This is a genomic window from Lysobacter brunescens, assembly GCF_042677005.1.
In the GTDB taxonomy this organism is placed as follows: Bacteria; Pseudomonadota; Gammaproteobacteria; order Xanthomonadales; family Xanthomonadaceae; genus Lysobacter_I; species Lysobacter_I brunescens.
On the sequence record NZ_JBHTIF010000005.1, the window covers coordinates 170346 to 189721 of the forward strand.

The window sequence follows — 19376 nt, forward strand, 5'->3', positions numbered from 1 at the left end:
GCGACCGGGATCCCGGGCCGACCGACCGCTCGTCCGGAGTGCGACCCCGGTCGCAACGTGGCCGGATGGATGGGGTATGCTGCAGCGCCGCAAAAACGCAAGCTGTCACTTTTCAGGGGGAGCGATGCTGCTGTATCAGATGCACGAGCTGGGCCGCGCATGGATGGCGCCGATCACCTACTGGGCCGAGGCCAATGCCCGGATGTTTTCCGCGCCCGGCAGCTGGCTGTCGAGCCTGCCGCATGCGCAGCGCGCCGCCGCCGGCTACGAGCTGGTCTACCGCATCGGCAAGGACTACGAGAAGCCGAAGTTCGGCATCCACAGCGTGGTCAACGAAGGCCGGGAATATCCTGTGGTCGAGCGCGAGGTGCTGCGCACCCCGTTCTGTCGCCTGCTGCGTTTCAAGCGCTTCTCCGATGACGCCGACGGCATCGTCGACCTGAAGGACGACCCGCCGGTGCTGGTGGTCGCTCCGCTGTCCGGCCACCACGCCACCCTGCTGCGCGACACCGTGAAGACCCTGCTCCGCGACCACAAGGTGTACATCACCGACTGGGTCGACGCGCGCATGGTGTCGAAGGACGACGGCGAGTTCACGCTCGACGATTACATCGCGACCATCGAGCAGTTCATCCGCCACATCGGCGCCGAGAAGCTGCACATCATCAGCGTCTGCCAGCCGACCGTGCCGGTGCTCGCCGCGGTGTCGCTGATGGCCGCGCGCGGCGAAACGACGCCGCGTTCGCTGGTGATGATGGGCGGGCCGATCGACACCCGCGAATCGCCGACGGCGGTGAACAATCTCGCGACGCAGAAGCCGCTGTGGTGGTTCGAGCAGAACCTGATCCACATCGTGCCGGCGAACTATCCGGGCCGGGGCCGCCGCGTCTACCCGGGCTTCCTGCAGCACATGGGCTTCATCGCGATGAATCCCGAGCGGCACATGATGTCGCACTGGGATTTCTACCAGGACCTGGTGAAGGGCGACCTCGACGATGCCGACTCGCATCGCCGCTTCTACGACGAATACAACGCCGTGCTCGACATGCCGGCCGACTACTACCTCGATACCGTGCGCATCGTGTTCCAGGAACACCTGCTGCCGCGTGGGCTGTGGGACGTGGCCGGTGAGCGCGTGCGCCCCGAGGCGATCACCGGCACCGCGCTGATGACGATCGAGGGCGAGCTCGACGACATCGCCGGCCTGGGCCAGACCCGCGCCGCGCACAAGCTGTGCACCGGCATCCCCGAGGAGAACCGCGTGCATCTCACCGCACAGGGCGCCGGGCATTACGGCATTTTCAGCGGCCGTCGCTGGCGCGACCAGGTGTATCCGCAGGTGCGGGATTTCATCGCGAAGCACGCGTGACGCATCAGTCCCCGTAGAGCGGAGCTTGCTCCGCTCTGGATTCACCGAGAACGCATGAGCGGAGCAAGCTCCGCTCTACAAAAGCCCGCAATGAAAAGCCCTTCCGTCCTGCGACGGAAGGGCTTCGTGTTTCTGGCGCTTCGGATCAATCGTACTGCGAGGTCTTCACCAGCAGGTGCTTGGCGAACTGGCCGTGCAGGTAACCGATGGCGCGCGCCAGGTGCAGGGTGACGAACAGCAGCAGCACGCCGGCCACGAGCGTCAGCGGCAGCCAGAAGTAGCCGAGCGATGTGCCGAACACGCCGTTCTCGTAGCCAAGGAACATGAAGCCGCCGAAATCGTGGTTCACCACCGCGTCGCCGAACCACACCGCGAACGGCGCGGCGATGAAGCCGGCGGCGGTGGCCAGCAGCGTCACCACCAGGGTGAAATAGATGATGCCCAGCGGCAGCATCAGCAGGAAATACAGCTGTGTCAGCCACGTGCGCGGGTCGGTGAACATCTCACCGATGCGGGCCAGCCAGGGCTTGCCGCGCGTGGCGTACAGCGGGCGGCGCGGCATGCGTTCGCCCAGCATGACCTCGACGATGCGCCCTTCCACCAGCGACAGCACCCGCACCGATCCGAAGTAGAGGATCACGAACGGCACGCCGATGATCAGCACGGCCAGGCCGGTCGACAGCGACAGCCCGGTCACCACCCAGGTGAAGTAGAAGATGCCGGTCGCCAGGGCGAGGACCATGTAGAACAGCGAGGCGTAGGCGCGCGGATCCGCGACGACACCGAAGAACTTGCCGACCAGCGAACTGCGCGGCTTCGGCGTGGGCGCACGCAGGGCGCTCTGCACCTTCACCTCGGTGTCGCGGTAGATTTCGGCGACTTCTTCCGGCGCGCCGTAGCTGGACGCGACCTGGGCGATGACCTCGGCCTCGGTCTTGCCGGGGTTCTCGGCCAGTTCGGAGCGCAGGTATTCCTCGGCGTCGTACAGCGCGTCCTGGATCAGCGCCGGATCGGCGCCGGCCAGCGAGCGCCGCAGGTGTTCGAGGTAGTCGGGAATGTTGGTCGGCAGCGCCGAACTCGGTGGCGAATTTGTGGTCATGACAGGCTCCCCTTCAGAACGGAATCGACGGACGCCCGGGTGGCGTGCCAGGCGGAGGACCAGGCCTCCAGTACCGTGCGCCCCTGCGGGGTGATGGTGTAGTAGCGGCGCGGCGGCCCGCTGATCGACGGCTCGATATGGCTGTCGAGCAACCCGGCCCCTTCCAGGTTGCGCAAGACGGGGTACAGCGCGCTCTGCTTGCCGCTCAGGACCCCGTCGCCGTGGCGCTCCAGGGTCTTGGCGATCTGGTACCCGTACATCGGCTCGGTGGCGGCGCCGAGCACGGACAGCATGACCAGGGAGACGGTGCCCGCCGACAGCTCCTTCTGGAACTTGCGCAGCAGGGCCTCGGTGGCCTCGTCGTGGGGAATGGGCTCGGTCATCTCGACCTCTCTGCAGTGACGGGATTGATATCGTTGAGATCACTCTATTGTGAAGTTAGACATACTGGATGTGCCGGAGGTCATCCCGACGGACATCCGACAGCCGTCGCAGCCAACCGGGCCGACGGGTGGTCGCCGGCCGTCGATCCGGGGCAGAATCGACGGCCGACCACAAGGAGCGTCCCCGCATGTCGTCCCCACGCATGTCCCCCCGCATCGCCCTGCTCACCGCTGCCGTCGTCGCTGGCAGTCTCCTCGCCCAGGCCTCGGCCCAGTCCACCCCGCACAACCGCTACCGCTCGATGCAGGAACTGCTCGACGGCTCCAAGGCCAGCGACTGGCGCGACCTCGACCCGGCACGCACGCTCTATCTCGACCTCGACAGCGGCCGCGTGGTGATCGAACTGGCCCAGGACTTCTCCCCGGCGCACATCGCCAACATCAAGGCGATGGCCAAGGGCGGCTACTGGAACGGCATGAGCATCAATCGCGTGCAGGACAACTTCGTCGCGCAATGGGGCGATCCGGCGGGCGAAGGCGAGCCGCGCAAACCACTGCCGAAAGGCACCAAGGCCAAGCTGCCGGCCGAATTCACCCGCAGCAACACCGGCCTGACCTTCACGCCGCTGCCTGATGTCGACGGCTGGGCGCCACAGGTCGGCTTCAGCAACGGCTTCCCGGTCGGTCGCGACACCAACGAAGGCATCGCCTGGCTGGCTCACTGCTACGGCATGGTCGGCGCCGGCCGCGAGAACGAGGCCGACTCCAGCAACGGTTCGGAGCTGTACGTGGTCACCGGCCAGTCGCCGCGCCAGCTCGACCGCAACATGAGCACCGTCGGCCGCGTCGTGCAGGGCATCGAACTGCTCAGCAGCCTGCCGCGCGGCACCGGTACGCTGGGTTTCTACGAGAAAGCGGAGCAGCGCGTCGCGATCCGTAGCATCCGCCTCGCCGCCGACCTCAAGCCCGCCGAGCGCCTGAAGCTGCAGGTGCTGCGCACCGACACCCCGCTGTTCCTGGAACTGGTCGAAGCCCGCCGCAACCGCCGCGACGATTTCTACAAGCGTCCCGCCGGCCACATCGACCTGTGCAACGTCCCGGTGCCGACGCGTGTCGAGCCTGCACCGGCGGCGAAGCCGAAGCGCTGATCGCGGCTCGACGCAAGCCTACGACCAATCGCCTATCGCCGGCCGCAAGGCCGGCGACTAGCATGGGCGATACATTCCAACGACACGACGCATGCGCATCGCCCTGCTCGCCGATCTCCACGCCAACCGCGAGGCGGTCGAAGCCTGCCTGAAGACCGTGCGCAAGGCCGGCTGCGACCGCATCGTGCTGCTCGGCGACATCGTCGGCTACGGCGCCGACCCGGCGTGGACCGTAGATACGGCGCGCGCGCTGGTCGAGGACGGCGCATTGGCGGTGTTCGGCAACCATGACCAGGCGGCGCTGCGCGCGCCGCGCGAAGATGCCAACAGCGCGCGACGCCACAGCGACGCGCAGGCGGCGATCGAATGGACGCGCGGCCAGCTCGACCATGCGCAGCGCGGTTTCCTCGGTTCGCTCCCCGCCTTCATCGAGGACGACGACCGCCTCTACGTCCACGCCAACGCCTGGGCACCGCTGGACTGGGGCTACATCGGCAACGCGCTGGCCGCCGCGCAAAGCATCGCCGCGACCTCACAGCGCGTGACCTTCTGCGGCCACGTCCACGAACCCGCGCTCTATCACTCGCAGCCGGAAGGCGGCGCCCGCCATTTCGCGCCGCGCCCCGGCGTGCCCGTGCCGCTGATCGCGAGCCGGCGCTGGGTCGCGCTGCCGGGCAGCGTCGGACAACCACGCGACGGCAATCCCGCTGCCTGCTGCGCGCTCTACGACACCGCCACCGACACGTTCACGACGTTCCGCGTGGCCTACGACCATCTCGCCGCCGCGCGGAAGATCATCGACGCCGGCTTGCCGCAGGAACTCGCAAGACGTTTGATCACGGGAGGTTGAGATGCCTGTACGGCTCACACCGGGCCTGGACATCGGCGGTTTCGAACTCATCGCGCCGCTGCACGAAGGCGGCATGGCGACGCTGTGGCGGGTCGCGCATCCCGCGCATGCGATGCCGCTGCTGATGAAGCTCGCGCGCGTGGGCTACGGCGAAGCGGCGACGCAGATCGTCGGCTTCGAAGTCGAGAAGATGATCCTGCCGCGCCTCACCGGCCCGCACGTGCCGCGCTTCGTCGCTTCGGGCGACCATGAGGACCAGCCCTGGCTGGTGATGGAACACCTGTCCGGCGAGACCCTGCGCCCGCTGCTCGACCGCACGCCGCTGCCGGCGTCGCAGGTCGCGATGCTCGGCGCGCTCGCCGCCGACGCCATCCATGCGCTCCACCAGCAGGGCGTGATCCACCTCGACATCAAGCCGAGCAACCTGCTGCGCAGGCCGGAAGGCGCGCCGCATCAAGGAATCGTCGCGCTGGTCGACTTCGGCCTCTCGCACCATGCACACCTGCCCGACCTGCTGGCCGAACAGTTCGACGTGCCGATCGGCACCGGGCCGTACATCGCACCGGAACAGGTGCTCGGCGTGCGCGACGAACCACGCAGCGACCTGTTCGCGCTCGGCGTCACGCTCTACCACCTCGCCACCGGCGAACGCCCGTTCGGCAATCCGACCAGCGACGCCGGGCTGCGCCGTCGCCTGTATCGCGATCCCGTGCCACCACGCGCGCTGCGCCCCGAGATCCCGCGCTGGCTGCAGGAAGTGATCCTGCGCTGCCTCGAAGTCGATCCCGATGCGCGCCACGCCACCGCCGCGCAGCTCGCTCATGACCTGCAGCATCCCGAACAGGTGCTGCTGACCGCGCGCGCGGACCGCAGCCATCGCGACGGCCGCGTCGCCGTGCTCAAGCGCTGGTGGGACAACATGGGTCGCGAGCGCGCACCGCGCGATGCCGTCGGCGACCATCTCGACCATGCACCGCTGCTGATGGTCGCGATCGACCTCAAGCACGAAGACACGGCGTTGTGCGAAGCCCTGCGCGCCAACGTGCGCCGCATCGTCTCGACCTTCCCGCATGCACGCCTCGCCTGCGTCACCGTCATGCGTACCGCGCGGATCGGCCTGGACAGCAACCTCGACGCCGAAGGCCGCAACCGCCACGTCAAACGCCTGATCGCCCTGCGCGACTGGGTCCGCCCCCTCGCGCTCGGCGAGGATCGCGTCACCGTCCACGTGCTCGAACACAGCGACCCCGCCCACGCCCTGCTCGACTACGCCCGCGACAACGGCGTCGACCATCTCGTCATGGGCGCTCGCGGCATCACCGGCGTCCGCCGCCTGCTCGGCAGCGTCAGCGCCCGCGTCGTCGCCGAAGCACCCTGCACGGTGACCGTGGTGCGCGCAGCGGGCGCCCCCACGCTGCAAGACGACGACACCCTGTAACGCAAGCCGCCAGGAACCGGGCTCTCGTGTCTACTGGCCTCCGAACGCATCGAAGCGCATCGGAACAGGCCGCCGCATCACCGACTGTCCAGGGGCCTTGGCAGCCTTCCGAAGCGAAACCAGGAAGGGATCGAGGAATGCAGAATGCCTGGCATAGGGATAGCGCGGCGCATAAGGCCCTGCTGCATTGCAGAAGCCGATCTGGCCGCTTCCCCCTCGCGTGAAAAGAACATAGTAAGCACCGGCAACGAGCGGTATGCCGCAATCGCCGCTTCCATAGCCGGAGGTCAGTCTGGAGATATTGGCCAACGAACCCTTGAAGGTCTCGATCGTCTTGAAACTCGCCGACTGTTTGACGACGCAGGGCCCGTCATCGACGCAGGGCGTGTCCATGATCGGGTGCCCCGACGTCACCCCGGTCGAATTGACACGCACGAGTGCAACATCGTCCGATGCATCCCACCATGTCTGCGTGTCGAGCGGACATGAGCAAGCAATGGCGGAAGACGATGCGAAGAACAGGGACAACAACCAGAGGCTGGTCTTCATGAGAACGGACTCATGCATTGATTGTGCTCCGTGGTATTACCTGATCGTTGAAAGCGGAGATAGCCTGGCATCAGGCCGGGGATCGATCACTCATTCAGCCTGATCCCCTCATCCAGCCGCAGCCAGCGATGCATCCGCTCGCCATAGTTCGACACGGTGGGCGACGGAAACCCTGGATCGGCGAACGCACCGACCGGCACGGCGACCTCGTCCGGCAAGGCATCCACGCGGTAATAGACCGTTGCGCCGCAGGTCGGGCAGAAATGGAACCGCGCCACGCCGCCCTCGTCGCCGGTGAGCGCATATTCGCTGCTGACGCCCCGGATCGTGACATCGGCATTCGCGAACCGCGCCTGCACCGCGAACGCGCTGCCCGAACGCCGCTGGCAGTTCAGGCAATGGCAGACCGAGATACGACTCGGCTCGCCCTCGGCCGTGAGGGCGAGTTGTCCGCAGGTGCAGGTGGCGTGGCGGGTGGTCATGGCGAGGGATTCCCTAATCGAGTGCGGCTGCGATCAGTCATGCCAGAAACCGTCCTTGCCGAGCCAGTCGCAGAAGACTTTCTCCGACCCCTTGGCCTTTGCAGAATTCGCGCCGAATGCGCGACGATCCGCCTGCGCCTGCTCAAGCAGCAAATGTCCACGAATGATCTTGAGCTGGTTCAAGGCGCCGAACCTGTAATCACCATCGACCTCGCCGCGATCGATCATCTGCCGAAGCTTGTCGGTCGCGGCATTCGCCGCCGCCCGATCGAGATCGGACACGCGGACCCGCATATCCGGCTCGATCCTGTTCACCATGCCCTTGCACAGGCCGGAATCGCCGGAAGCGCCGGCAGCCAGTGCGATCGAAAGAACAACCTGCAGGCTCATGAAACGCTCCTTGATGAGAAAGAAACAGGCAAAAGGACGATGCTGACGAGCATGAGAAATCACTCAAGCATCGTCGCTTTCCGCATTGAACGGATACACCGACAGACAAACGGCCACACCCGCCGAACCGCTCAGTGACAGCAACTCCGGCGGGAAGGTGAAGGATGGCCAGCTTGGCCAGGACATCTCGACGCCGAAATCCAAGGTCACGGATTCGACGCCACTTCCCGAAGCCAGGGCCTGCACTGCATCTTGATGCAGCAGCAGGAACTCGACGGCATCCGTGATCTGCCGCCTGAGATCGGAAAAATCCGACTTGCTCACGAGGATGCGAATCCCGGAAGTGCCATGCTTTTCTCCATCCGGATTGGATTGCGGATAGCGCGGCTCGCCTCGTCTCCAGATCGAATGCGGCGTAACGGGAAAGGATGCAACGCACGCATCCACGTCGAAGTCGGTGCCGCCGGCGCGAAGAACGCATGTCATGGTGATCGGTCCGTACGAAATCGCCGAGAAGGTGCCCGCCGATGCGCTACCGCACCATGGCGAGCGCTTCGCCCATGGGCATGCCGTCATACCCCTCATCCCACGGAAAACGATGTTGCCGGTCTGGAAAGAACATGATGACCGCCTCGAAAGGTCTGCCCTGGTAGTAACGCACGGCCGTGCCCAGGTAGTCGTCGAAATGATCGGATCTGATGGACCTGAAGATGACGTTGTATCCACCAGTCAGGATATTGCCATCCTCGACATCCATGCGGATGACGTGGCCTTGCCTGAGCAGCCACGCGCACTGGTTGAGCGCCGCCTGCGCCTTCTCGCGCGACATGCCGAAGATCACAATTTCCGGAGCATTGTGGGATTCGCCGAAGCCGATCGAATAGGTGAAGCTGTCTTGATGCGCTTCGACAGGCAGGACATGCAGGCAGTGCCAGCCATGCGAGCGGATGTTGTCCGCGATGCGCTGGTTCTGCGCCAGGTGCTTATCATTCATCGTCATATGTCGGATCGATAGGACATCAGGGCGTCATGTCGGCCTGACCATGACGGAACCGGAGGATCACACGCTTGATGCCGGAACTGCCGAAGATCAGCCACAGGGCGAGCGCCAGCTGTCCGGCGGTCGCGATCATGTTGGCGATCTGCTCGTGCTGCCACTCGACATGGCCCGCGTCGATCTGGCGGCTGAGCAGCAACAGCGTCAGCCAGTAGATCGCGTCCGGCAAGGCATGCGACAGCACCCAGACGCCCAGCAACGTCAATCCGACCGACAGCGCAACCGAACCGTTCATCGCGCTTTCTGAACGCGGCTCGCGCATCGCAGGCAGCAGCTTCCTCGCGACCGTCAACGGGAAGAACCACAGGAAGGCGCACAAGGCAACGCCGGCTGCCAGAACGGTACCGACCAGCACCAGCGACGGTTTGAGCTCCACCTGGCCGATGAGCGCCATCGCGCTCGGGAACGAACGCACGATGGTGACCAGCAGGAAAATCGCGAACAGCCGAACAGCAACCGCAACCACATCTTCCCTGCTCATGGCGATCCCCTTCTGGCCTGACGACGGACGCCCCCGTGAGGGGCATGGCGCAGAGTGCCATGCCGCCTGTTCCACATCAATGAAACACGATCAATCCGCCGTCGAACGCCCGCGCAGGACCAGATGGAGCAACAGGCCGCACAGGATCATCAACCCGAAGAACGCCAGGCCGATCATCGAATTCTCCGAGCCCAGGTTGCGCAGCAGCCTGACCGCATCGAACGCGATGTACACCGCGTATGCGAGCGCAGGCGCCGACAGCACGATGGATGCGATCCGCACCGGTTTGCGGGATCGCAGCAGAAGCAGCACGCCCAGCACGACGGCCAGGCACAGCAGCATCGGAATGCAGACGACCAGGGTCAGCAGGCCATTGGCGGCGGCGGCGATCCCGGGCCACGCGAGCAACGGCAGCAGCAGGACCGGACGCTTCATCAGCACTACGCGCGGCGCAGCCGGATGGCCGCCAGCGATGTCACCGGCGGTCGCACGAGTTCTTCGGACTGCGACACCGGCCAGATCGATGAGACGGGCTGGCGCGGGAAGTCCCGGATTGAATCGCCATGGGGCGCAACTAGTAGAAAATCCATGGCTTCGGGTGAAGGGATGGCTGAGCGATCATGGCGGCTGTCAAGAACAAGGCAGCGGCGAGTGCGAGCTTGGCCGTCTCGCTGCGATACGAATTGGTGGCCGCCAGCAGCAGGAATGGCATCGGCGCCAGGACATCCATGGTGGTCTGGATCGGATGCCGAAGGTCGAGGGACATGGCCATGTAGATGGTGAGCACCGCAATGCCAAGAAATGCGACTCGCCAGGCCGGAGAGATGCGTGCAGAGGATTGGCATTGATCCGACATGCTGTCCGACACCTGAGTTGGGCCACGCCGCGAAGCGGCACCGGCCTGGATGCTGAAGTGGACTCCCAGCCACTGGAGCCTGCCGCCATGGATGCTACAACCGTGGCGATCCGTTGGCGAATCCAGCCGCATCGCGCGCAGGCGCGTGGATCTTTGGTAGCCCGGGTAAGCGCAAAGCGCGCACCCGGGACGGACGCACACGCGAACGCCGAGGATCCAAGGTGCGGCCTTCGGCCTTATCCGGGCGACGAAAGTGCAATCCGGGCGCGGGAATGACCCGCGCCCGGTGAAGCATCACGCAGCGGCACCGTCCAACGGCACCAACCGGTTGTCTTCGTCGTACTGCAAGCCACAGACCATCGCAGCCATGCCGCGCAGCGCGGCTTGCGGGCTGGCGCCGCTGGCTTCGCACAGAGCGATGAACTGGTGCGGGACTTCGACGAGCAGGACATTGGACGGCTTGAGCTGCGCTTTCGGCTTGGACATGACGGCACTCCGTTTCGCCCGACGCCCGGAGTGGGCGCCGTTGGCGATTCAGAAGCGCATCGCGCGCAGGCGCGTCAAGGTTTGCGCAGCAATTCACCTCGACCTTGACGCGCCGAGCACGGTGCGATGATGGGACGACAACGGGGAACACCTCTCGCCACCTATCCGCGCAGGCTTTGCTTTGTAGGGCGCATAAGCCGAAGGCGTCATGCGCCGAGATGACTTGCCGATAATCGGCGTCTCAAAGAAGGCGCATGACGCTTCGCTTATGCGCCCTACAACAGCGCACATGCCTTACGGCCTTGCAAGTTTGAAAAGCGACCCAGCGTTGGAATTCATCGGCTGCCGCAGGCGGTCCGCTGGAATGAGGTGTTAGCCGACAGGCTACACCCATGGGTTTTCATAGATGGTCCTTCGAAGCGCACGTGCCGCAAAGAGTGCCATGCGTTCAAGCTCCTGCTCGGTTTCTTCGGGGCGCTCGAGGAGATTTGAATCATTCCAGGGCTCATCGACGTGAACCCATTTATTGCGGTACTTCCTCAAGACATGTAGATCGTCCTTGAGACCGGCATCAATACTGGCGCGATTGATTAACTCAACAAGCCGTTCCTTACCAGTTTCGGAGTGCTCGGATCGAAGGTAAGTCTCAATTCCAGATACGGCAGTGAGAATCGACGCCAGATCGGCGCCGGCGGCAAATGCCACATCCGCTTCCCGGACGATAAAGCTACACCACTCAGAAAGAATGACTCCGCCCTTGAGCAGTTCTTCGTCGAGGGCGACTATTTGAGCCCAGCGGTCATCTTGAGTCACGTTGGCTAACGTCTGAATTAACCGGCTGGCGCGGCTTTATCGCGCCAGTCCGTGTTGAATGATGGATTAGGCTTAATGGTCGAAAACCAACAGGTGATCTCTAACATCGCTGTTAGCCAGATATTGCCAAGACATATAGAGAAAGCCTCTTCCGTCCGGAGAGTAGCGAACACCAAATCTTGTATCGCTACCGTCATTCATACGCCCCCATTCGATAAGTTTCTGTGCCTGCTGGATTAGGTGCCTAGTTGGAATGGCTGCAACAGACAAGAGTTGCCCACCTTGCCTGTCTAGAAAGGCTTGCACTGTGAGATGTGGGTATAGAAAACCTTCCTCTGGATTGTTGAGTGCGCGAAGCCGTTTTTGAAATTCCGTTTCAGCACCAGATGGAGTCGTGTATCTAATGGAGAAAGATCGGTAGTTACTTCCCCACTGAACCCTACTGGCTATTCCTCGAACACCTCTGTTATTTTCGACGATCTGCCAAGCATCAATGCCCGCAAGAACATCAAGCTCACTTGCGAACTCATCAGATGAAACGGCCTCAACAGGAATGATTTGGCCTCCGCCGATTCCTTCTGCCGAGGAAATGGACGGCCAAACAATATTGACAAAGTCAGACGCACTATTGCCGAGGCCATTAAGTATGTGTTGCGGATACTGCATCATTAAGCCTAATGCCTGAATTAAGCCGGCCCGCAAAGCGGGATCAGCTTGAATGAATGGTTAGAACGCTGGCCGTTACCAGTTGCCAGATGATTGAGCATTGTTGATGTACGAGTTTAATGCGGAAGAAAAAGCATTTAATGCCTCCAAAGCCGCCGGCTCTATTCGGTATTGGTTTGCCCCTTCAATCCCCCAAGATGTGACAGTGCCATTGCCGTCTACACCGACAATGTTTGTTGCTTGAAGTCGGTAACGACCATCCTTTGCATCAATGATTATTCTTGTTCTGATGGCCGGAAAAGCTGACAGCATTTTTGCTTTTGGGTTTTTGACGATTATGTCTCCTACGATCTTTCCAAGCTCATCATCTCTAAGCTCAATGATGCTTCTAGAAGACTTGAAATGCTCGGCAAGGAAAGCCGCGGCATGGGAAACAATCTCGCGTTTTGAAAGATCAACCGCCTCAATCTTCTCGTAAACGAACAGGCCGTTCTCAACTTTGAACTCAGCAGATTTTGGCTGTTTTGCAAAAACGGACGGTGCGCCAAGCAGCGCGACAGAGAGTAGCAGGGCTTTGAAGGTTCGGATTTTCATTTAGATGTTCCGTTGTGTCCCCAGCGTTCTAACTCTGTTTAGACGTCAAATTGACGCATAACACCGTGCCGCATAGCAAGCACACAGGCGGCGCCCCCAACAGAATCAGATGGATAGGGTACCCGCAGATTCGCAGTGACCGACTGGGGACTTCTTGCACGGCAGCCAGACCGCATAACACCGACCAACCGCCCCTAACACAACCTGTCAGATCCAACAGGCTTCCTTCTTCCCACCTACGAATACTGCCGGAGCTGCAAGCTGGGTCCCTGCTTTCGCAGGGATGACGTGGCGGAGCGCTCTCCGCGCAAGCCGCGCATCCGCGCAGATCGCGCACCCCTACCCCGCCCTCACCCCACCAACCCCCTTAACTCCCTCTCCAGAAACAACCCCAACTCCGCCGGATCGAACTGCCGTTCGAACAGGGGCACGGCGAAGCGGTAGCGGTCGCCGTCCTGGCGGAGGACCCAGGCGAGGCGGAGTCGGGCGAGGGATTGGCGGAGGGTTTCGATGTCGATGCGGGCGCCGTGGGCGTCGAGCAGTTCGAGGAGGTCGGCGACGCGCTGCGTGCCGGTGCTGGCGATGCGGTAGACGATGATGCGGTCGAGGCGCGAGGCGGCGTCGTCCTGGGTGAGGCGCGCCCAGCCGGCGAGTGCGTCCTGCGCGGCCTGCGAGGCGAGCGCGGCCTGCACGTGTTCGTGGCGGATGCGGGCGGTGCCGGGCGGCAGGACCTGCAGGCATTCCTGGCAGAGGATGGCGACGAGGTTGGCGCGTTCGCCGCTGGCTTCGACCACGGCGTCGACCAGCGCGGGCGTCTGGAACGCGATACCGAGGCGTTCCAGCGGCTGCGTGGCGAGCGCGCGGCAGGCGGCGGTTTCGAGCCCACCGATCGTGATGACTTCGCCGAAGTTGCGCAGCGGCGACTGATAGTCCTGCGTGGCGGCCTGGTAGACATCCCAGAAGCCGGCGAGCATGAAGTGGCAGCGGCCTTCCTCGCTGAGTGCGCGCAGGCGCGCGAGTTCGGGGTACTGGTGCGCGGCGTCATGACGCAGGAACAGGTCGGCTTCGTCGATGAGCAGCAGCAGCGCGCGGCCGTCGGACTGCGCGGCGAGCGCGGACAGCGCGACATCGAGATCTGTGTCGGGATCGAGCCCCGCTTCACTGGCGACGCGCGGTGCAAGGCGATGATCGCGCAGCGCGAGGTACAGGCAGCGCACGCGCGGATGCGCTTCGAACTGGCGCTGGATCGCCTTCATCAGGCTGGTCTTGCCGAGCTGGCGGCCGCCGACCAGCACGTAGTTGCCGGGCTCGCGATTCACCACCTGCGCGAGCAGCTGCGCGCGACCGAAGAACGACGAGGGCCGCGAGACGCCACCGCGCGTCTGGTAGGGCGAGATGCGCGTGACCTGCAGTTGCCGCGCCATCGCGCGCACCAGCGCGTCGACCGGTTCGGGGGCGAGCAGCCAGCGCGTCTGTGCGCGGCGGTCCGGCGCGACCAGCAGATTCGCCGGGTCGCGGCAGGCGGGCATGAGATAGCGGTCGGCTTCGATGGACGGGCTGAGCACCAGCAACACGTCCTGGCCAGTGCGCAGTTCGCGCAGCGCGCGCACGATCTCGGCCGGCGTGCGCGCGGGATCGGGCACATACAGCAGGCAGCGCGCGAGGTTGACCGGCAGCTCGTCGGGCATGCGCCATTCGAACAGTTCACCGGGCAACGCCCAGTCGGTGTTGCGGCGCGACTGCGCGCCGATCGCAAGCGCGAGGATCTCGGCTTTCTGCACCGACGATGCGCGGTCGAAACCCAGCACCTGTCGCCACGCATCGGATTCGACACCCACCGCGCGCAACAGCGCATCGCGCTGGCGCAGCCAGCCGAGCGCACGATCGAGCGCCTGCAGGTCGTCCAGCGGCATGTCGAACAGGCGCGCGGGATCGCGCTGCAGCGGCATGAGCATCGGGTTGCGATGGAACAGCCACGCCGCCAGCGCGATCACGGACAGCAGCAGCATCGACAGCAGGCCAATCAGCCACTGCGTGAGCCCCCAGCCGGAGGGCCGCTGGCAGTTCACGGGCAGCAGGCGCGTCGGCAGCACGCTGGCGCGCGCGTCGCAGTCCCAGCGTTGCGTGCGCGGATCGTAGCGATAGCGGATGACTTCGCCCTGCATGCCGGCGCGGGCGGGAAAGGCCTCGGAGGTCATGACCTTCAGCGTCCACGGCTCGGATAGGTCGAAGGTGAAGTAGCCTTCGCCGGCCAGCATTCCATCCTGCGGGAGCGAGGAAGGCCAGCCGTCTTCATCGGCGAGCATGCCGCTGAGCACAGTCTTCGCGTAGGCGGTTTCGTTCCAGCCCTGCCCCACGGCAGCCAGCAGCGTGGGATCGAAACGGAACAGCACGCGCGTCACCGGATTCCACTGCGGCGCGAACACCGCACTGCCGATGAACAGTGCAGCGAGCGCGGCCAGCAGCAATCGCGGCCAGCCGAGCGCGCGCCATTGCCGGGCCAGCAACGATGTCATGCATCCACCAGCACGCTGCGGGCCGCGAGACGTACGGCCTCGCAGCGCCAGGCCAGCCAGCGGCCGTCGGCCTCGTCGCGCGGCGCGAGCAGGTTGGACCAGTACAGGCGACGCAGCAGCGGATCGATCAGGTACGGACGCGCGCGGCCGAGACGATCGGTGTCAAGCAGCGACTGCAGGCGCGTGCGGTCCTCGTCGCGCTCGACCAGCGGCAGCAGCGCCTGCCACAGCAGCGCGTGTTCGGCGAGGCGCGCGGTCGCGGTGGCGTCGTCGATGCCGGGCTCGCTGCGCAGCATGCGCTGCGCGGCGTCGAGCAAAGCGGGATGGCCGCCGCTCAGGCGCAGCAGGCGCGATGCCGTGGCGTCGTCGATGGCATCGCCACTTTCCTGACGCAGCAGCGCACGCAGCGTGGCCGCATCCATCTCCGGCCAGACCTGCACGTCGGCGATGTTGAGCAGCGACAGTTCGCCACCCTGGTATTTCAGATCAGCCAGCGCTTCGCCGCCGCACAGCAGCAGATGCAGGCGGCCGCTGTGGGTCTCGCTGAGGCTGCGCAACACGCCGGCCAGCATCTCGCGCAGCGCGGGATCGCCCTGTTCGAAACGGCTGACGAGGCAGAAGACGCGTTCGCCGCCGGCGAGACGACGGCGCAGCGCGGCTTCGAAGGCGTGGTCGGAATCGACATCCGCCAGACCGCACTGCTCGCCGATGGCGCGGAAGTATTCGGCCGGCTCGACCGCCAGGCTGTACGGCGGCTGCAGGTGCAGCACCGAGGTCGCACCGAAACGTCGCGCGGCTTCGGCGATGAAGGCATCGCGGAACGGCGGCTGGCCCCAGTGCGCCTGGCTGAGCAGCATGAGGATGGGATACGGCATCAATCGATCCATGCGCTCGAACGTCTCGCGCACCGTCGCGGCGAACGGGCCTTCGGCGACCGCCTGCTGCGCGGGGTATTCGGGATCGAAGCCGGCGGCGTCGAGCAACGCATTGGTCTCTGCCTCGGTCAGGCGCAGGTAGGTCGCACAGGCGACCACGCGGTCGCGATGCTTGCCGCTGGGCATGGCATCGCCGTTGCGCCAGTTGTTGACCGACTCGCGACTCATGCCGATCTCGGTGGCGACCGAGCCGGCGCTGGCACGGATGCGGCGCATGTGGGCGGACAGCAGCTGCGAGAAACGCTGATTGGACGGGCTGGGCATGCCGGCGTGGACGACTGGACAGCCGTCCACGCTAGCGCCCGTACCGGTGGTGTCAACCCGTGCAGGCATCCCCTTGCCCCCGCTCAGAGCATGATCCGCAGCGCGAGCAGCCAGACCACGCACAGACCGGCGTATTTCAGGCCGAGGACGACCGGGCTCGGCGGCGCGTACGGACCCGACTGCAGGATGTGCAGGCGCTGCGGTTCCTTGAGTCGGCTGTACAGCACCAGCCCGGCCAGCAGCATGAGGATGCCGCCGATCACGCTCACGCCGGTCGGGCCCAGGAGATCCAGCACGCCGACGAACAGCTTCTTCGTGCCCTGCCGGCGACCTTCGTACTCGATCTCGCCGGCCGCGCGCACCGCGATGGCGGCGCTGCGCGCCATCAGCGTGCCCAGCAGGAAGATCGTCAGGGCCATCAGCGAACCGAAGGCCGCGCGCCAGCGGCTGAAATGGGCCTCATGGGCCGCGAACTGGTCGGCCAGGCGCTCGCGCAGATGGGTATAGATGCGCTCGCGCAGGCCGGGCGTCTCGATGAAGACCGACACCACGCTGTCGTCCTTGCCGTCGCGATGGTGGAACTCGATGTCGGTCTCGTGCTCGTTGTACTGCACACGCGTCATCGCCCGGAACGCGACGTGCTTCGCGTCCTTGCCGAAGACCATCGCCGGCGAGCGACCGCCGTCAAGCGCATCCACCGCCTGCACGGCGGCCTCCTTCGTCATCTTGTCGGCGTAGACGGCCTCGTCGGTGACGACGATCAGCTGCGTCTTCCCGTCCTGCGTATCGATCCAGTGCTGCATGGTGTTCCCCGGTGGTTGCAGGCGACATCGCCCGTGCCGCCAGTCTCGGCGCAGCACCTCGAACGCTGAATCGGGAAAGCGTCAGTCCCGCCGGGGTGGCGGTTGACGATTTGTCAGGTGGGGGACCGGGGCATGCGGCGCGGGTGTCAGACCTCCGCCGCCTGCAGCGAGACCTGCTTGGTGCCCTCCGCGACCCATTGCGTTCCCAACTCGCGGAAGCCGAACCGGTCGTGGAAGGCGCGCGACGCGGGATTAGGCGGATCGATGTTGTACTCGCAGGTGACGGTGCGCACGTCGCTGTCCCGCGCGAACGCGAACAGGTCTTCGTACAGCCTGCTGCCGATGCGCCGGCCCGCGAACCGCGCGCCGACGACGATGCGGTCCACGTAGAGGAATCGCGGGAAACGCGATGCGAACCAATCGTAGTTGTCGTTCCGGTACGGTGCACCTTCGCGCAGCGCGAGCAGGAAGGCCGCGACCTGCCCGCCCACCATCGCCACCTTGCGGTACACCGCCATGTCGACCAGCGACTGCAGCTGCGCCGCATCCATCGGGCTGGTCTGCTGCACTTCCGCATCGTTGAGCGCGATGACGGCGGCGAAGTCGGAAATGGTGATGTCGCGGATGGTGTCCATGAATGACCTGCCGTCGAAAGTGCGCCGGGTGGCGATGCGGAGGAATGCGGGATGCAGCCTGGTGCCGCCCGCCACCCATTGCTTGCCCAGGCGGATCAAGGTTTGCATCGGGTGCGACTGGCCGCTCTGGCTTTTCGTAGCGCCGCGAACAAAGCAGTACGCCGAGGCACAGCCTATCGTGGAATCCGGGTGCGGAGATGACCGCACCCGGTGAAACATCATGCGGCGGCGCCGTCGATCGGCATTAGCTGGTTGTCTTCGTCGTATTGCAGACCGCAGACCATCGCGGCCATGCCGCGTAGCGCAGCTTGCGGGCTTGCGCCGCTGGCTTCACACAGCGCGATGAACTGATGCGGGACTTCGATCAGCAGGACATTGGACGGCTGGAACTGCGCTTTCGGCTTGGACATGACGGCACTCCGTTTCGCCCGACGCCTGGAGTGGGCGCCGTTGGCGAGCCCACACCGCATCGCGCGCAGGCGCGTCAAGGTTTGCACCGCAACTTGCCTCGACCTTGACGCGCCGAGAGGATGGGACGGCAACGGGATCCCGCATCCAAAGCTTTCAAGGCTGGGTTCCGGTCTGCGCCGGGACGACGGTGAAAGATTGCGGATGGCAGTGAATCCATCGTCCATCACCCGCAGACGAGCCAATGCCTGCAATAGGGTGCAGTTCACCGCACCGGCTTTTCGTAGCGCAGCGACCAAAGCGGTGCGCCGAGGCGCACCCTATAGGGGAAACCGGGCGCGGGAATGACCCGCGCCCGAGGAAACATCATGCGGCGGCGCCGTCGATCGACACCAACCTGTCGTCTTCGTCATATCGCAGGCCGCAGACCATCGCAGCCATGCCGCGCAGCGCGGCCTGCGGGCTGGCGCCGCTGGCTTCGCACAGTGCAATGAACTGATGCGGGACTTCGACCAGCAGAACATTGGACGGCTGGAACTGCGCTTTCGGCTTGGACATGACGAACTCCGTTTCGCCCGACGTCCGGAGTGGGCGTCGTTGGCGATTACGGATCGCATCGCGCGCAGGCGCGTCAAGGTTTGCGCAGCAATTCACCTCGACCTTGACGCGCCGAGCACGATGCGAGGATGGGACGGCAACGGGGAACGCCTCACGACACGCTGTGTGCGCAGGCCTTCGCCTTCCGTACAGCCCTACGGCTCCTATGGTCTTCTGCCACATGTAATCGCAGGTACTACCTGCTCGATTACAGAAGGACCACCTTGGCCGTCAAACGAGAACAGCCTGTATTCGACCCGAAGTATTGCAGCGGTGTCCTTGAAAGAAGGCATATCTGCAACGCCCGACGCCCAAGCGTGATGGATCATGTGATCTAGCTCGAAGTCGCAAGAGTCGTAGAAACCCCAGTCGTCAAGCTTGACAAGACTGCCATCTGTGAAAGATGCACTCATGTCGAATTTTCTCAGATACGCAGAAAGACGAAATCCCGCGCCCTTAGCATGGATCATGAAGAAGCTACGCCAGCGAACAGAAACTCGCCCATCGCTTTTTCTGTACAGCCGCAGGGTGGTGTCGGCGAGACGCAGCATTCTTTT

The 19376-nt window shown here is 64.5% G+C and carries 25 protein-coding genes; 4 read left to right on the top strand and 21 right to left on the bottom strand.

The annotated features are described in order from the left end of the window. Positions 1–127: 127 nt before the first annotated feature. Positions 128–1369: a polyhydroxyalkanoate depolymerase gene (locus tag ACFQ0E_RS17705; protein WP_386826273.1), complete on the top strand. Its 1242-nt coding sequence runs from the start codon at positions 128–130 to the stop codon at positions 1367–1369. Between the two features lie 145 nt (positions 1370–1514). Here ACFQ0E_RS17705 and ACFQ0E_RS17710 read toward each other — a convergent pair whose 3' ends face one another. Together ACFQ0E_RS17710 and ACFQ0E_RS17715 are read right to left on the bottom strand one after the other, a co-directional pair. Further along, the gene (locus ACFQ0E_RS17710; protein ID WP_386826096.1) at positions 1515–2468 is read right to left on the bottom strand and encodes a sensor domain-containing protein; all 954 of its coding nucleotides are present in this window, start codon (positions 2466–2468) and stop codon (positions 1515–1517) included. Then, positions 2465–2851 carry a PadR family transcriptional regulator gene (locus ACFQ0E_RS17715; RefSeq protein WP_137853738.1) on the bottom strand — a complete coding sequence of 129 codons (387 nt, stop codon included), beginning with the start codon at positions 2849–2851 and terminating at the stop codon, positions 2465–2467. Before ACFQ0E_RS17715 ends, ACFQ0E_RS17710 begins: the two co-directional genes overlap by 4 nt. Before the next feature lie 188 nt (positions 2852–3039). Between ACFQ0E_RS17715 and ACFQ0E_RS17720 the strand changes: the two genes are divergently transcribed. The 3 genes from ACFQ0E_RS17720 to ACFQ0E_RS17730 all read left to right on the top strand — a co-directional run bounded on the left by ACFQ0E_RS17720 (position 3040) and on the right by ACFQ0E_RS17730 (position 6287). After that, positions 3040–3999: a peptidylprolyl isomerase gene (locus ACFQ0E_RS17720; protein ID WP_386826097.1), complete on the top strand. Its 960-nt coding sequence runs from the start codon at positions 3040–3042 to the stop codon at positions 3997–3999. Positions 4000–4090: 91 nt separating this feature from the next. Next, a complete protein-coding gene (locus ACFQ0E_RS17725) occupies positions 4091–4849 on the top strand; it encodes a metallophosphoesterase family protein (protein WP_386826099.1) in 759 nt (252 codons plus the stop codon). A gap of 1 nt (position 4850) precedes the next feature. Continuing rightward, positions 4851–6287, top strand: a complete 1437-nt coding sequence (locus ACFQ0E_RS17730; protein ID WP_386826101.1) for a serine/threonine protein kinase — start codon at positions 4851–4853, stop codon at positions 6285–6287. Between the two features lie 30 nt (positions 6288–6317). Here ACFQ0E_RS17730 and ACFQ0E_RS17735 read toward each other — a convergent pair whose 3' ends face one another. The 19 genes from ACFQ0E_RS17735 to ACFQ0E_RS17825 form a co-directional block, all read right to left on the bottom strand. Beyond that, a complete protein-coding gene (locus ACFQ0E_RS17735; protein ID WP_386826103.1) occupies positions 6318–6836 on the bottom strand; it encodes a hypothetical protein in 519 nt (172 codons plus the stop codon). Between the two features lie 86 nt (positions 6837–6922). Further along, complete coding sequence (locus ACFQ0E_RS17740) at positions 6923–7318, bottom strand: GFA family protein (RefSeq protein WP_386826105.1); 396 nt, start codon at positions 7316–7318, stop codon at positions 6923–6925. 33 nt (positions 7319–7351) lie between these two features. Next, positions 7352–7708 (bottom strand): hypothetical protein, encoded by a 357-nt coding sequence (locus ACFQ0E_RS17745; RefSeq protein ID WP_386826107.1) that lies wholly within the window; start codon positions 7706–7708, stop codon positions 7352–7354. Between the two features lie 63 nt (positions 7709–7771). After that, positions 7772–8194 (bottom strand): hypothetical protein, encoded by a 423-nt coding sequence (locus ACFQ0E_RS17750; protein WP_386826109.1) that lies wholly within the window; start codon positions 8192–8194, stop codon positions 7772–7774. Between the two features lie 46 nt (positions 8195–8240). Next, positions 8241–8708, bottom strand: coding sequence for a DUF4262 domain-containing protein (locus ACFQ0E_RS17755; RefSeq protein WP_386826111.1), 468 nt, complete (start codon positions 8706–8708; stop codon positions 8241–8243). 19 nt (positions 8709–8727) lie between these two features. Further along, positions 8728–9246 carry a hypothetical protein gene (locus tag ACFQ0E_RS17760; protein ID WP_386826113.1) on the bottom strand — a complete coding sequence of 173 codons (519 nt, stop codon included), beginning with the start codon at positions 9244–9246 and terminating at the stop codon, positions 8728–8730. A gap of 90 nt (positions 9247–9336) precedes the next feature. Next, on the bottom strand, positions 9337–9681 hold the full coding sequence (locus tag ACFQ0E_RS17765) for a hypothetical protein (protein WP_386826115.1): 345 nt from the start codon (positions 9679–9681) through the stop codon (positions 9337–9339). 139 nt (positions 9682–9820) lie between these two features. Further along, positions 9821–10102: a hypothetical protein gene (locus tag ACFQ0E_RS17770; RefSeq protein ID WP_386826117.1), complete on the bottom strand. Its 282-nt coding sequence runs from the start codon at positions 10100–10102 to the stop codon at positions 9821–9823. 294 nt (positions 10103–10396) lie between these two features. After that, a complete protein-coding gene (locus ACFQ0E_RS17775) occupies positions 10397–10588 on the bottom strand; it encodes a hypothetical protein (protein WP_386826119.1) in 192 nt (63 codons plus the stop codon). 384 nt (positions 10589–10972) lie between these two features. Then, positions 10973–11401, bottom strand: coding sequence for a hypothetical protein (locus ACFQ0E_RS17780; RefSeq protein ID WP_386826121.1), 429 nt, complete (start codon positions 11399–11401; stop codon positions 10973–10975). 72 nt (positions 11402–11473) lie between these two features. After that, positions 11474–12070, bottom strand: coding sequence for a hypothetical protein (locus ACFQ0E_RS17785; protein ID WP_386826122.1), 597 nt, complete (start codon positions 12068–12070; stop codon positions 11474–11476). A 72-nt stretch (positions 12071–12142) separates the two neighbouring features. Continuing rightward, positions 12143–12661: a DUF4468 domain-containing protein gene (locus tag ACFQ0E_RS17790; protein WP_386826124.1), complete on the bottom strand. Its 519-nt coding sequence runs from the start codon at positions 12659–12661 to the stop codon at positions 12143–12145. A gap of 350 nt (positions 12662–13011) precedes the next feature. Continuing rightward, positions 13012–15177: an AAA family ATPase gene (locus ACFQ0E_RS17795; protein ID WP_386826126.1), complete on the bottom strand. Its 2166-nt coding sequence runs from the start codon at positions 15175–15177 to the stop codon at positions 13012–13014. Continuing rightward, positions 15174–16376 (bottom strand): hypothetical protein, encoded by a 1203-nt coding sequence (locus tag ACFQ0E_RS17800; protein WP_386826128.1) that lies wholly within the window; start codon positions 16374–16376, stop codon positions 15174–15176. Before ACFQ0E_RS17800 ends, ACFQ0E_RS17795 begins: the two co-directional genes overlap by 4 nt. Before the next feature lie 83 nt (positions 16377–16459). Beyond that, complete coding sequence (locus tag ACFQ0E_RS17805) at positions 16460–17179, bottom strand: hypothetical protein (protein WP_386826130.1); 720 nt, start codon at positions 17177–17179, stop codon at positions 16460–16462. A gap of 146 nt (positions 17180–17325) precedes the next feature. Then, positions 17326–17922: a GNAT family N-acetyltransferase gene (locus ACFQ0E_RS17810; RefSeq protein ID WP_386826131.1), complete on the bottom strand. Its 597-nt coding sequence runs from the start codon at positions 17920–17922 to the stop codon at positions 17326–17328. Positions 17923–18032: 110 nt separating this feature from the next. Next, positions 18033–18224, bottom strand: coding sequence for a hypothetical protein (locus ACFQ0E_RS17815; protein ID WP_386826133.1), 192 nt, complete (start codon positions 18222–18224; stop codon positions 18033–18035). 364 nt (positions 18225–18588) lie between these two features. Continuing rightward, positions 18589–18780: a hypothetical protein gene (locus tag ACFQ0E_RS17820; protein WP_386826135.1), complete on the bottom strand. Its 192-nt coding sequence runs from the start codon at positions 18778–18780 to the stop codon at positions 18589–18591. A gap of 203 nt (positions 18781–18983) precedes the next feature. Further along, positions 18984–19370: a hypothetical protein gene (locus tag ACFQ0E_RS17825; RefSeq protein ID WP_386826137.1), complete on the bottom strand. Its 387-nt coding sequence runs from the start codon at positions 19368–19370 to the stop codon at positions 18984–18986. Between the last annotated feature and the right edge of the window lie 6 nt (positions 19371–19376).

What these genes read in the sequence shown, in the direction of transcription:
- ACFQ0E_RS17785 (WP_386826122.1), bottom strand. Translation starts at nt 12,070, where the DNA reads ATGATGCAGTATCCGCAACACATACTTAATGGCCTCGGCAATAGTGCG.
- ACFQ0E_RS17795 (WP_386826126.1), bottom strand. Translation starts at nt 15,177, where the DNA reads ATGACATCGTTGCTGGCCCGGCAATGGCGCGCGCTCGGCTGGCCGCGA.
- ACFQ0E_RS17745 (WP_386826107.1), bottom strand. Translation starts at nt 7,708, where the DNA reads ATGAGCCTGCAGGTTGTTCTTTCGATCGCACTGGCTGCCGGCGCTTCC.
- ACFQ0E_RS17770 (WP_386826117.1), bottom strand. Translation starts at nt 10,102, where the DNA reads ATGTCGGATCAATGCCAATCCTCTGCACGCATCTCTCCGGCCTGGCGA.
- ACFQ0E_RS17810 (WP_386826131.1), bottom strand. Translation starts at nt 17,922, where the DNA reads ATGCAAACCTTGATCCGCCTGGGCAAGCAATGGGTGGCGGGCGGCACC.
- ACFQ0E_RS17730 (WP_386826101.1), top strand. Translation starts at nt 4,851, where the DNA reads ATGCCTGTACGGCTCACACCGGGCCTGGACATCGGCGGTTTCGAACTC.
- ACFQ0E_RS17760 (WP_386826113.1), bottom strand. Translation starts at nt 9,246, where the DNA reads ATGAGCAGGGAAGATGTGGTTGCGGTTGCTGTTCGGCTGTTCGCGATT.
- ACFQ0E_RS17775 (WP_386826119.1), bottom strand. Translation starts at nt 10,588, where the DNA reads ATGTCCAAGCCGAAAGCGCAGCTCAAGCCGTCCAATGTCCTGCTCGTC.
- ACFQ0E_RS17790 (WP_386826124.1), bottom strand. Translation starts at nt 12,661, where the DNA reads ATGAAAATCCGAACCTTCAAAGCCCTGCTACTCTCTGTCGCGCTGCTT.
- ACFQ0E_RS17815 (WP_386826133.1), bottom strand. Translation starts at nt 18,224, where the DNA reads ATGTCCAAGCCGAAAGCGCAGTTCCAGCCGTCCAATGTCCTGCTGATC.
- ACFQ0E_RS17750 (WP_386826109.1), bottom strand. Translation starts at nt 8,194, where the DNA reads ATGACATGCGTTCTTCGCGCCGGCGGCACCGACTTCGACGTGGATGCG.
- ACFQ0E_RS17765 (WP_386826115.1), bottom strand. Translation starts at nt 9,681, where the DNA reads ATGAAGCGTCCGGTCCTGCTGCTGCCGTTGCTCGCGTGGCCCGGGATC.
- ACFQ0E_RS17740 (WP_386826105.1), bottom strand. Translation starts at nt 7,318, where the DNA reads ATGACCACCCGCCACGCCACCTGCACCTGCGGACAACTCGCCCTCACG.
- ACFQ0E_RS17715 (WP_137853738.1), bottom strand. Translation starts at nt 2,851, where the DNA reads ATGACCGAGCCCATTCCCCACGACGAGGCCACCGAGGCCCTGCTGCGC.
- ACFQ0E_RS17735 (WP_386826103.1), bottom strand. Translation starts at nt 6,836, where the DNA reads ATGAAGACCAGCCTCTGGTTGTTGTCCCTGTTCTTCGCATCGTCTTCC.
- ACFQ0E_RS17755 (WP_386826111.1), bottom strand. Translation starts at nt 8,708, where the DNA reads ATGACGATGAATGATAAGCACCTGGCGCAGAACCAGCGCATCGCGGAC.
- ACFQ0E_RS17725 (WP_386826099.1), top strand. Translation starts at nt 4,091, where the DNA reads ATGCGCATCGCCCTGCTCGCCGATCTCCACGCCAACCGCGAGGCGGTC.
- ACFQ0E_RS17805 (WP_386826130.1), bottom strand. Translation starts at nt 17,179, where the DNA reads ATGCAGCACTGGATCGATACGCAGGACGGGAAGACGCAGCTGATCGTC.
- ACFQ0E_RS17720 (WP_386826097.1), top strand. Translation starts at nt 3,040, where the DNA reads ATGTCGTCCCCACGCATGTCCCCCCGCATCGCCCTGCTCACCGCTGCC.
- ACFQ0E_RS17710 (WP_386826096.1), bottom strand. Translation starts at nt 2,468, where the DNA reads ATGACCACAAATTCGCCACCGAGTTCGGCGCTGCCGACCAACATTCCC.
- ACFQ0E_RS17825 (WP_386826137.1), bottom strand. Translation starts at nt 19,370, where the DNA reads ATGCTGCGTCTCGCCGACACCACCCTGCGGCTGTACAGAAAAAGCGAT.
- ACFQ0E_RS17800 (WP_386826128.1), bottom strand. Translation starts at nt 16,376, where the DNA reads ATGCCCAGCCCGTCCAATCAGCGTTTCTCGCAGCTGCTGTCCGCCCAC.
- ACFQ0E_RS17820 (WP_386826135.1), bottom strand. Translation starts at nt 18,780, where the DNA reads ATGTCCAAGCCGAAAGCGCAGTTCCAGCCGTCCAATGTTCTGCTGGTC.